We start from the raw sequence: 9610 nt of genomic DNA, 5'->3' as shown, positions 1-9610 counted from the left end.
TCGGAGATGTGTATAAGAGACAGATACTACTTTAGCTGATCGTTCATCTAGTGTCCTCTTAGTTTAATGAATTATAAAAAGTTTCTAATATATAGTTGGCACCTTTATCCATGCCGAAGATAACCACGGCAATAATAAGCGATGCTACCAAAACCAATACTGCAGAATTTTGCAATTCTCCCCATGTAGGCCAAGTTACCTTCTGGGTCATTTCTTCGTATGATTCTTTAATAAATTGAACTACACCAGCCATATTATATCATTTTGGATGACTGAATTTTGAAGGATGAATGGCATTACATTCATTTTACCATTCTTTATTCAATCATTATTTTGCACGGGAACAAGGATTCGAACCCTGATCAAAGGTTTTGGAGACCTCTATTCTACCATTGAACTATTCCCGTAGACACAATTAGCTAATCAGCGAATTTGCTAACTAGCTAATTGTTGTTTTGTTATGCTTATCCTTATTTAAGGATTTCGGTTACCTGACCAGCACCTACTGTTCTACCACCTTCACGGATAGCGAAACGTAGACCTTTTTCCATTGCGATAGCGTTGATCAATTTTACAGTGATCGTTACGTTATCACCTGGCATTACCATCTCAGTACCTTCAGCTAGTGAAATCTCACCAGTTACGTCTGTGGTACGGAAATAGAACTGAGGACGGTATTTGTTGAAGAATGGAGTGTGACGACCACCTTCAGCTTTAGACAATACATAGATCTCAGCTTTGAAATCGGTGTGAGGAGTTACTGAACCTGGTTTGCAGATTACCATACCACGACGGATATCGGTTTTCTCAATACCACGCAACAATAGACCTACGTTATCACCTGCTTCACCATAATCAAGGATCTTACGGAACATTTCCACACCTGTTACGGTTGATTTCAAGTTCTCAGCACCCATACCCAAAATCTCTACTGGATCACCAGAGTTGATTTGACCACGCTCGATACGGCCAGTTGCTACTGTACCACGACCAGTGATTGAGAATACGTCCTCAACTGGCATCAAGAATGGAAGGTCTGTCAAACGTGGAGGAATTGGAATGTAGCTATCTACAGCTGCCATTAATTCCATGATTTTGCCAACCCATTTAGGATCGCCGTTCAAACCGCCTAGTGCTGAACCTTGGATAACTGGAATGTCATCACCTGGGAACTCATAGAAAGATAATAGTTCACGAACTTCCATCTCAACAAGCTCCAACAATTCTGGATCGTCAACCATATCCACTTTGTTCATGAATACTACCAATGAAGGTACACCTACCTGACGAGCCAATAGGATGTGCTCGCGAGTTTGTGGCATCGGACCATCTGTAGCAGCAACCACGATAATCGCACCGTCCATCTGAGCAGCACCAGTAACCATGTTTTTCACATAATCCGCGTGACCTGGACAGTCAACGTGTGCATAGTGACGGTTAGCTGTTGAATACTCAACGTGAGCAGTGTTGATAGTGATACCTCTTTCTTTTTCCTCTGGAGCAGAGTCAATCGAATCAAATGAACGTGCCTCAGATAAACCAGCATCAGATAGCACTTTAGTGATAGCTGCTGTTAAGGTTGTTTTACCGTGGTCAACGTGACCGATAGTACCGATGTTTAAGTGCGGCTTACTGCGGTCAAACTTTTCTTTTGCCATTTTTTTATACTTATTAGTAGGTTAACTTTTTTTTATTTATTTATTGCTTTGATACAATTTTCAACACAAAAAACCTTGTTTAATACTGCTCTTTTGAGCAGCTTTAACAAAGCATTTATATCTTTTGAGCCAAAGATGGGACTTGAACCCACGACCTCTTCCTTACCAAGGAAGTGCTCTACCGCTGAGCTACTTCGGCTTTTTTAGTTTTCAGTTCCCAGTCTTCAGTTTACAGCTTAAACTGCCAACCACTAACCGCCAACTGCCCAACTCTTCTTAAAGAGCGGAAGACGAGGTTCGAACTCGCGACCTATAGCTTGGAAGGCTATCGCTCTACCAACTGAGCTACTTCCGCTTTTCGATTGAAGATTTTAGATTGACGAATTACGATTGAATGCCTCAATCTAAAATCCTCATTCTATAATCCAAAACCATTTGGTGGGGAGAGAAGGATTCGAACCTTCGAAGTCTTGCGACAACAGAGTTACAGTCTGTCCCATTTGGCCACTCTGGTATCTCCCCCTTTTTATTTACGACTTCATGATTTGCGATTTACGATTGAAAGCCTCAATCTAAAATCTAAAATCGTCCATCTACAATAAAAAGAGCCTCCTATCGGAATCGAACCAATGACCTACTGATTACAAGTCAGTTGCTCTACCAGCTGAGCTAAGGAGGCTTATACGGTACATCAATTCAATAAAAATCGATGTTTTTGTATCTTTTTAATTTTTCACAGAACTTCCATCTCTCGGCTTTTTCTCATGCCCTTTCCGAAATGGAATGCAAATCTACAAAAATTAATTTCCGAAAAAAATATATTTTAAAAAAAAATTTGGCGGAACATCGTCCGCCAAATCCTTTTGAAATTCGATATGGAAATATCCTCCTAGTAATCAGATACTTCATCTGCATTGAGCAAGGCCTTATGCTCGCTTAATTTTGCGCGGGTTTTGTCTTTATGTTTAGTAATTTGTTTTTTCAGCGATTCGATTGCCAAATCGGTAGCCTCTTCAAAAGACTTGCACTGTTCTTTGGCAAAAAGCGTCATTCCTGGAACCATTAATTTAATTTCGGAAATCTTATTCTCCTCATCTTCAACATTTTCTAGCTTCAAATAAACTTCGCCACCTATAATCTGATCAAAAAACTGATCTAACTTGTCAACTTTCTTTTGGATAAAGTCTAATAACTTTTTGTCTGCATTGAAATGAATGGACTGAACTCTGATTTTCATTTTTCCTCCTTTTTTATGCCTTTGGATGGGCTTGTTTATATATAGATTTTAAACGTTCTATTGAGTTGTGCGTATACACCTGGGTAGCGGCCAGGCTTGCATGCCCCAACAGTTCTTTTATTGCATTAAGATCGGCTCCCTTGTTTAACAGGCTGCTGGCAAACGAATGCCGCAGCACGTGGGGGCTTTTCTTGTCTTGCGTTGATATGTATGTCAAATAACGGGCAACGATCCTGTAGATCAATTTTGGGTAGGCGCCTGCGCCTGATTCAGTAACGATTAAGGCCTCGCTTTTGTTATCAAAATTCTGTAATAATTTCAGCTCTATGTACAATTTGACTTGCTTTGCCAACGCACTGTGCAAAGGAATCATCCGTTCCTTGTTGCGCTTGCCCAACACTTTGATGGTGCCTTCGTAAAAATCGACATCGCGTTCTTTGAGTGCCAGCAATTCGGCCAAACGCATTCCGGTCCCGAAAAGCAGTTCTACCACCAGCTTGTCGCGCTGGCTGCCAAAGCTATCGTCAAAAAACTCGTTTTTTTTACCGTCTTCGGTTTCGTATCCGTCCAAAAGCCTATCCATCTTGCTTTCTTCGATAAATACCGGTAGCCGTTTGGGAACCTTGGGCGATTTGACCAGCGTCATTGGGCTGGTCTTGATGGCCTTTTCCCTGAGCAGGTGCTTGTAAAAACTCCTTAGCGTAGACAGTTTGGCCTTAACGGTGCTTTCGGCCATTTGATGGTCTAAAAGATTGACCATGAAACTCCTGACGTGGGTTGGCTGTACGGCAACAAGGCTAAGCTCAAATTCTTTTTGCATAAAGGCCTCAAACTGCAGCAGGTCTTTTTGATAGGCTTGTACAGTATGCGGAGAGTAGCGCTTCTCGTGCTGCAAATAGGTCAGAAAATTGCTCACCAGCATAGGCTTAGGGTTCGTTGTTGGTGAATATACAAAAAATAGCTTTCCAAGTATTTTTTTTCCAAAAAAAAACGCCCCCGAATTTCGGGGGCGTCTATTATCTTCAACAAGACAGGACTTATAGCGTACCTTCTTGGTTCAATCCTTGGATGTAAACAGCGTGTTTAATTTCAGTACGACGGGTTACGGATTTTTTCTCGTATGCCTGACGGCTACGCAATTCCCTTAACACACCAGTTTTTTCAAACTTCTTCTTGAAACGTTTTAACGCTTTGTCTAACGATTCGCCGTCTTTAATATTGATAATGATCATAACGTGAAATACCTCCTCTCAGTCGATTTTTAATGCCCTGTTTATGTAGGGGATGCAAATGTAAGTAAAATATTGAAAAAGAGAAAGTTTTTGCCTTATTTTTTCTGCCGGAAGCATCGAGTTCCTCCATCGGCCCAATAATTAAAGAACCTGTGCCTCAATTTGGTACGAATTATGCAGGGCAATTGCTAAATTTACCTCAAACCCCAATCATGACAACCAAAAGAAAATTCATACTCATTACCGCAAGCCTTGTGGTTTTGGTACTGGCCATTATGGTTTACTACCGTTATTTCTTTGTTTTTGGCGAAGGCGTAAAATCAGGCGACCTTAACTATATAGTGAAGAAAGGCTATCTTTTTAAGACCTACGAAGGCAAGATCATCCAAAGCGGCATTAAATCGAGACAGGCGGGCAGCATACAATCGAACGAGTTCGAGTTTTCTGTAGCCAACGAAGAAGTTGCCCAAAAGATGATGGCCAACAGCGGCAAGAATTTCGAAGTGCATTACCGCGAGTATAAGGGTGCTTTGCCTTGGCGTGGCTTTAGTGTTTATGTAGTAGACAGCATTGTAAATATGCAATAAACGAATGGCTACCAGCTCCATTTATTCCAGCTCCTTGGATTGGAGATGATGGCATGCCCATTTGGTTAAAAAGCCACGGATTAGCAGACTAAATAGTATGGGTTAAAAATTCGTCAACCTTTGGCCAACTTCGCCGAACCGTTAACTTTCCATGGTCTGTGCGCCACAGCCCGTGGAAAGCGAAAGCATTTTCACTTAGATAAGCCTCCGGACTGACAGATTTATAATGGTATTGGCTAGAGTCTGTTAACCTGTGGCCTACCAGCAAAACTTCCATGGTCTATGGGCTACAGACTATGCATAAAAACAAAAAGGCCATCCGAAATTTCAGATGGCCCCCAGTTAGTAATTATGGTTAGTTAATAGTTGCTATTTCATGATTTCGCGGGCGATAACAATCTTCTGTATTTCGGAAGTTCCTTCGCCTATGGTACACAGCTTACTGTCGCGGTAATATTTCTCTACCGGGAAATCTTTGGTATAACCGTAGCCTCCAAAAATCTGCACCGCTTCTGTAGCGCACCTTACGGCCACTTCAGAGGCATAGTATTTGGCCATGGCCGATTCTTTGGTCATGGGCTGGTGACGGTTCTTCAGATCTGCTGCCTGACGGATCAACAATTCTGCTGCTTCGATTTCGGTAGCCATATCGGCCAACTTAAAGCTGATGCCTTGAAAACTAGAGATAGGCACACCAAACTGATGGCGTTCTTGCGCATAGGCCAAGGCGGCCTGGTAGGCTCCTTTTGCAATACCTAAAGATAGCGCTGCAATAGAAATACGGCCACCATCCAAAACTTTCATGGCTTGTTTAAAACCGTCGCCTTCGTTGCCCAAGAGGTTTTCTTTAGGTACGCGACAATTATCGAAAATCATTTCGGTGGTTTCTGAAGCGCGCATGCCCAATTTGTTCTCCTTTTTGCCAGCGGTAAAACCCGGTGTGCCACGTTCTACCACAATGGCCGAAATGCCTTTAGCGCTTCCTGCTTCTCCGGTACGCACCATCACTACGGCTACATCGCCAGACTTACCATGTGTAATCCAGTTTTTGGCTCCGTTAATTACGTATTCGTCGCCATCGAGCACGGCTGTGGTACGCATGCGCAAGGCATCAGAACCGGTATTGGCTTCGGTTAGGCCCCAAGCACCAATCCACTCGGCTGAAGCCAGTTTAGGTAGCCACTGCTGTTTTTGGGTCTCGTTGGCAAAAGCCAGGATATGGCCTGTACACAAAGAATTATGCGCGGCCACCGATAAGCCTATCGAACCGCACACCTTGGCCACTTCAACAATAACATCTACATACTCTTGGTAGCCAAAGCCCGAACCTCCGTATTCTTCAGGAACCAAAACGCCCATCAGGCCCAGTTCGCCCAGTTGTTTAAAAATTTCTACAGGAAAATGTTGTGCCTCATCCCATTCCATTACATTTTGACGAATGTTCTTTTCGGCAAAATCGCTGACCATTTTTCTGATCATATCTTGGTTTTCTGCTATTTCAAAGCTAAAGCCAGTATGCATATATTTAAGTTCGATTAAAAAAAGAAACTGCTTAAATTTTGCGCTGCAAATGGGCGTTTTGATTTAAACAGTTTCTTAAGATTTATATTTGGTTGAGGACAATATTAAACAAATAAAACATACGCCACAACTTGATTTTTAGCCCTAAAATGGTAGAATGATTTAGTATTTGGTTCAATTAGTTAACCTGCTAGATACAGGTTTATAAAAAAGGGCAAACGTTTGCCTAAAAAAATTTTTAAAAAAATTTTCAGTCAAGGCCGAATAAGACAATAGGATTACAATTTAGGTTTAAGAAATGGGGCCATACCTAAAACCTGGCCAAAGAAAACACCTGTGGGCAGAAGGCCTTCAAGCGTTCTCGACCGTTCAAAAAATCGAGGCTGATGAGAAAGGAATAGCCTGCCACTTTTGCGCCCAGCAACTCTACCAGTTTAGAGGCGGCCACCACCGTTCCACCAGTGGCTAGCAAATCGTCGTGGATAAGTACGTTTTGGCCAGCCTTAAAAGCGTCTTCGTGCACTTCGAGCGTAGCGCTTCCATATTCCAGATCGTAAGACTGCTGAACGGTTTTATAAGGCAGCTTGCCAACCTTGCGGATAGGCACAAAGGGGACCTGGAGGGCCTGCGCCAAAGCCAGGCCAAACAAAAAACCACGGCTTTCGATGCCCGCAACCGCATCGATGTGCAAATCCTTGACCTGCTCGGCCAATGCCTTGGTAATTTCGGTGCACAACTGCGGGTTTTGCAACACGGGTGTAATGTCTTTAAAAATTATTCCAGGCTTTGGAAAATCGGTTACATCGCGCAGGGTTTGTTTAATTTGGGCTTCAAGCATGTTAAAATGTAAGATAAGGTGCTAAGTTCTGTATATTTTGAGGCGTTAAGATAGCTACTTTCCTCAAATCTTCTACATCTTTATAAGGCCCATGCTGTTTTCTATACTGGATAATGGCATTGATTTGCTTGTATTTCAGATAAGGATGGTTTTTGAGCTCGTCGAAAACAGCGGTGTTAATATTGATTTTTTTGAGCTGGCCGGCGTCAACACGCACCTGGTCTTTGATGCCTTCAAATTTTGCACTGTCTAATCCGAAAACTTCCAACAATTGTTCTTTCCGGCAAAAACCGCCCAGTCTCTCCCTGTAGCTGGCAATGCGCCGGGCAAATGCCGGACCAATACCCTTGATTTCCTGAAGCTGGACAGTATCGGCTCCATTGATTTCGATCACTACCAGCTCTTTTTTAGGCCTCAGGCTGGCGTCTTTATTAAATGGCTGCTTATCATCCGATTTGCCCTTCAAGCCACCATCAATAACTACATAAGGCTTGAGGCGCTCGTAGGTTTCGGTCGAAATTACATACATTTTCTGCAAGTCGGCCACCTTGTAGAACTTGCCTCCCTTGTTGCGGTAATTGATAATGGCTTGGGCCTGCTTGGCCGAAAACCCCAGACGCCGCCATTGAGAGGCATCGATTTGATTGGGATCAAAACGGAACAATTCGGGTGCGCTGCGTGTGGCCTCGGCACGACCGGGGTATGCGTCACCATCACGATGGCCAAGCTCCATGTTGACCAGCTCCAGCTGCTTAATGGCCACAGCATCGGCAACCGTTGCCGGCTCCTGTTCATGCTTCAACAAATCATACCCGTACGGAAATACCGCTAGCAACAGCAAAACGGCCATTAGAAACAGCAAGCCATTGTACTCGCGCTTTGTAAAGCCAAAGTACTTATTTAACCAATTTTTCATAGATAAGATAGGTACTATAAATATAAATCTTATTTTTGAAATTGCTTTATGAATTAATTCCTCCTTACAGATGAAGATTATTACCACAAAAGAGTTTGCAAAAGCAACCAAGATAGATAAGTTAGGAGTACCGGGTCTGGCCGCTTTGTTGATGGAAGTAATGAAGCTCAACGACATCAATAAAGTTTTCTCTAAGAACGAACACTTTGAAGGCCTCGAGTTTGTTGATAAGATTTTGGAAACCATTGGCGTTTCGATAGATTTCGACGAAGACGACTTGAAGAATATCCCCAAAACGGGTGGCTTTATTGCCATTGCCAACCACCCTTATGGTGGCGTAGAAGGCCTTGCCCTGGTTAAATTATTGTGTACCGTAAGGCCCGAAGCCAAGGTCATGGTAAATTTTATCTTGAAGAAAATACCTAACCTCAGCGAGTTTTTCGTAGCCGTTAACCCTTTCGAAAACGTACAGCATTCTTCGAGCATCAGTGGCCTTAAAGCTACTTTCGATCTGCTGCAGAGCGGTACGCCAATTGGCATCTTCCCTGCCGGCGAGGTATCGACCTTTAACCTCGAAACCCAGGAAATTACCGATAGGCTATGGCATCCAGTGGTGGGCAAGCTTATTGCCAGGGCCAAAATGCCCGTGGTGCCTATCTATTTTCATGGCAACAACGGCATCCTGTTCAATATCCTAAGTTTTATACATCCTACTTTAAGAACAGCCAAACTGCCATCAGAGTTCCTCAACAAGCAGGGCCTAAAAATCAAGGTGCGTATTGGCAAGCCGATCAAGATCGAAGATATTTCCTACAAAAACAACACCAACAAGCTGCTCGACTTTTTGAGGGCGAGAACCTATGCCTTAGGTACCAGCTTGGAAGAAGAGAAAAAGTTGTTCAACCCGATCAACCTGTTCAAGCGGAAGAAAAAACCGGCGCAGATTGTAGAAGAAACCGACCGCAACCTGATTGTAAACGAAGTAGCCAAGCTGGAAGATTTTAGGGTTTGGGAAGAAAAGAACTACGAGGTTTACATTACGCCTACCTCCAACATTCCGAATATATTGAGAGAAATTGGCCGCTTGCGCGAGATCACCTTCAGGGAGGTTGGCGAAGGAACGAACAAGAAAATCGACCTCGACAATTACGATATCTACTATAACCACTTGTTTATTTGGGACAAGGATGCGCAGACCATTGTAGGCGCCTACCGCATAGGCAAAGGCGACGAGATTTTAAACACCATGGGCCGTAGGGGCTTTTACCTATCGGAGCTATTTAAGATCAAGGAGCCTTTTTACCCGGTTTTGCGACAAGGCATTGAACTGGGCCGTTCGTGGATCAGAAAAGAGTACCAACAAAAACCCTTGCCCTTGTTCCTGCTTTGGAAAGGGATATTGAAATACCTCATCGAAAATCCGAAATACCGTTACATGTTCGGACCGGTAAGCATCAGCAACAATTTCTCGAAGTTTTCCAAATCGCTGATCGTAGATTACATTACCAAAAACCATTTCAACTACGAACTGGCGCACTATGTAAAACCCTGTCTCTTATACACATCTAAAAAGGGGGGGGGGGGGGGGGGGGGGGGGGGGGGGGGGGGGGGGGGGGGGGGG

At 43.4% G+C, this 9610-nt stretch carries 10 protein-coding genes and 5 tRNA genes; 2 read left to right on the top strand and 13 right to left on the bottom strand.

The genetic code is table 11. The annotated features are described in order from the left end of the window. Positions 1–58: 58 nt before the first annotated feature. The 10 genes from secE to rpsU form a co-directional block, all read right to left on the bottom strand. Complete coding sequence (gene secE / locus JHD69_RS17885) at positions 59–253, bottom strand: preprotein translocase subunit SecE (RefSeq protein ID WP_199141710.1); 195 nt, start codon at positions 251–253, stop codon at positions 59–61. 83 nt (positions 254–336) lie between these two features. Continuing rightward, positions 337–407: transfer RNA gene (locus tag JHD69_RS17880), tRNA-Trp, on the bottom strand. A gap of 63 nt (positions 408–470) precedes the next feature. Continuing rightward, a complete protein-coding gene (tuf, locus tag JHD69_RS17875) occupies positions 471–1658 on the bottom strand; it encodes an elongation factor Tu (protein ID WP_199141709.1) in 1188 nt (395 codons plus the stop codon). Between the two features lie 127 nt (positions 1659–1785). Further along, positions 1786–1857, bottom strand: a tRNA-Thr gene (locus JHD69_RS17870). Positions 1858–1940: 83 nt separating this feature from the next. Next, positions 1941–2013, bottom strand: a tRNA-Gly gene (locus tag JHD69_RS17865). Between the two features lie 81 nt (positions 2014–2094). Then, a tRNA-Tyr gene (locus JHD69_RS17860) sits at positions 2095–2180 on the bottom strand. A gap of 84 nt (positions 2181–2264) precedes the next feature. Continuing rightward, a tRNA-Thr gene (locus JHD69_RS17855) sits at positions 2265–2337 on the bottom strand. Positions 2338–2547: 210 nt separating this feature from the next. Beyond that, positions 2548–2895 (bottom strand): ribosome hibernation-promoting factor, HPF/YfiA family, encoded by a 348-nt coding sequence (hpf, locus tag JHD69_RS17850; RefSeq protein ID WP_199141708.1) that lies wholly within the window; start codon positions 2893–2895, stop codon positions 2548–2550. A gap of 13 nt (positions 2896–2908) precedes the next feature. Continuing rightward, the gene (locus tag JHD69_RS17845; protein WP_199141707.1) at positions 2909–3817 is read right to left on the bottom strand and encodes a tyrosine-type recombinase/integrase; all 909 of its coding nucleotides are present in this window, start codon (positions 3815–3817) and stop codon (positions 2909–2911) included. 115 nt (positions 3818–3932) lie between these two features. Beyond that, positions 3933–4127, bottom strand: coding sequence for a 30S ribosomal protein S21 (gene rpsU, locus JHD69_RS17840; protein ID WP_199141706.1), 195 nt, complete (start codon positions 4125–4127; stop codon positions 3933–3935). Between the two features lie 212 nt (positions 4128–4339). Between rpsU and JHD69_RS17835 the strand changes: the two genes are divergently transcribed. Next, the gene (locus JHD69_RS17835; RefSeq protein WP_199141705.1) at positions 4340–4714 is read left to right on the top strand and encodes a hypothetical protein; all 375 of its coding nucleotides are present in this window, start codon (positions 4340–4342) and stop codon (positions 4712–4714) included. A 369-nt stretch (positions 4715–5083) separates the two neighbouring features. Here JHD69_RS17835 and JHD69_RS17830 read toward each other — a convergent pair whose 3' ends face one another. The 3 genes from JHD69_RS17830 to JHD69_RS17820 all read right to left on the bottom strand — a co-directional run bounded on the left by JHD69_RS17830 (position 5084) and on the right by JHD69_RS17820 (position 7989). After that, positions 5084–6235: an acyl-CoA dehydrogenase family protein gene (locus JHD69_RS17830; RefSeq protein WP_199141704.1), complete on the bottom strand. Its 1152-nt coding sequence runs from the start codon at positions 6233–6235 to the stop codon at positions 5084–5086. Between the two features lie 310 nt (positions 6236–6545). After that, the gene (locus JHD69_RS17825; RefSeq protein WP_199141703.1) at positions 6546–7073 is read right to left on the bottom strand and encodes an adenine phosphoribosyltransferase; all 528 of its coding nucleotides are present in this window, start codon (positions 7071–7073) and stop codon (positions 6546–6548) included. A 1-nt stretch (position 7074) separates the two neighbouring features. Then, positions 7075–7989: a ComEA family DNA-binding protein gene (locus JHD69_RS17820; RefSeq protein ID WP_199141702.1), complete on the bottom strand. Its 915-nt coding sequence runs from the start codon at positions 7987–7989 to the stop codon at positions 7075–7077. A gap of 70 nt (positions 7990–8059) precedes the next feature. Between JHD69_RS17820 and JHD69_RS17815 the strand changes: the two genes are divergently transcribed. Then, on the top strand, positions 8060–9610 hold a 1551-nt coding region (locus JHD69_RS17815; protein ID WP_233166024.1), incomplete at its 3' end, for a lysophospholipid acyltransferase family protein.

The organism is Pedobacter sp. ASV12 (genome assembly GCF_016429155.1).
Classification (GTDB): Bacteria; Bacteroidota; Bacteroidia; order Sphingobacteriales; family Sphingobacteriaceae; genus Pedobacter.
The sequence above is the reverse complement of the archived record's forward strand: the minus strand, read 5'-3'. Positions and strand labels throughout refer to the sequence as shown.